Here is a 1421-nt window from a genome sequence, read left to right as displayed (position 1 = left end):
AGTTAAGTCCCCGATAGTGGTGTAGCGCGGTCGCCGAGTTCGTCCCGGTCGTGGACGTAGGAGCGGCCACCGCGTGATCCTTCGAGTTCACCTTCCACAGATCTCTCGAACGGAATCATCACGATGACCGCACCACACATTGTCGACCCTGCCGGCCTGCTCGGCGAAGCCCTGTCCGAAGCCTCACCCGATCTGATGCGCTCGTTGCTGGAGTCGATCATCAACGCGCTCTTGTCGGCCGATGCCGACGCCGTCGTGGGCGCCGAGTGGGGTCGCCCGACCCCGGGGCGCGCGAGCCAACGCAACGGCTACCGGCACCGCGACCTGGACACCCGGGTCGGCACCGTCGACGTTGCGATCCCGAAGTTGCGCAAGGGCACCTACTTCCCCGAGTGGCTCCTCGAGCGCCGCAAACGCGCCGAGTCCGCGCTGATCACCGTGGTCGCGGACTGCTACCTCGCCGGCGTCAGCACCCGCCGGATGGACAAGCTCGTCAAGACGCTCGGGATCGACTCGCTGTCGAAGTCACAGGTCTCGCGGATGGCCACCGACTTGGACCAGCTCGTCGAGGACTTCCGCCACCGGCCACTCGGCCCGGCCGGCCCTTTCACGTTCGTGACCGCGGACGCGTTGACGATGAAGGTCCGCGAAGGCGGCCGCGTCGTGAACGCCGTGGTGCTGCTGGCGACCGGCGTCAACGGCGACGGCCACCGCGAAGTACTCGGGATGCGCGTGGCCACCGCGGAAACCGGCGCGGCATGGAACGAGTTCTTCGCCGACCTCGTGGCCCGTGGCCTGGCTGGGGTCCGGCTCGTCACCTCCGACGCGCACGCCGGGCTGCGTGAGGCGATCGCCGCGAACCTCCCGGGCGCGGCCTGGCAGCGCTGCCGCACCCACTACGCCTTCAACCTCATGGGCGTGACCCCGAAGGCGATGTGGCCGGCGGTCAAGGCGATGCTGCATTCGGTCTATGACCAGCCCGACGCGTGCGCCGTCCACGCTCAGTTCGACCGGCTGCTCGACTACGTGAAGGACAAGCTCCCGGCCGTCTTCGAGCACCTCGACCGCGCCCGCGAGGACCTGCTGTCCTTCACCAGCTTCCCGAAGGAGATCTGGACCCAGATCTGGTCCAACAACCCCACCGAACGGCTCAACAAGGAGATCCGGCGCCGCACCGACGCCGTCGGGATCTTCCCCAACCGCGAAGCCATCGTCCGCCTCGTCGGGGCCGTCCTGGCCGAACAGACCGACGAGTGGGCCGAAGGCCGCCGCTATCTCGGCCTCGACGTCCTGGCCCGCTCCCGCGTCAACCTCGTCCCCGACACCGAACCAGAGATCGGAGCTGATGACCTGCCGGCCTTGACCGCCTGACCCCTTCACCACGGATCACGCAGCGCTACACCACTACCCGGGACTTGACC

1 protein-coding gene is annotated in these 1421 nt (G+C 68.1%); it reads left to right on the top strand.

Features of this window, described 5'->3' with window-relative positions; genetic code table 11:
- The first annotated feature begins 123 nt into the window (after positions 1-123).
- A complete protein-coding gene (locus ABD297_RS23525) occupies positions 124-1371 on the top strand; it encodes an IS256 family transposase (RefSeq protein ID WP_344257586.1) in 1248 nt (415 codons plus the stop codon).
- Positions 1372-1421 lie beyond the last annotated feature (50 nt).

This window comes from Terrabacter carboxydivorans (genome assembly GCF_039532035.1).
Lineage (GTDB): Bacteria > Actinomycetota > Actinomycetes > Actinomycetales > Dermatophilaceae > Terrabacter > Terrabacter carboxydivorans.
Note: the sequence above shows the minus strand (reverse complement) of the source record. Positions and strands in the feature narration are given on the sequence as shown.

Coding starts and splice junctions, on each gene's coding strand:
- ABD297_RS23525 (WP_344257586.1), top strand. CDS start 124: ATGACCGCACCACACATTGTCGACCCTGCCGGCCTGCTCGGCGAAGCC.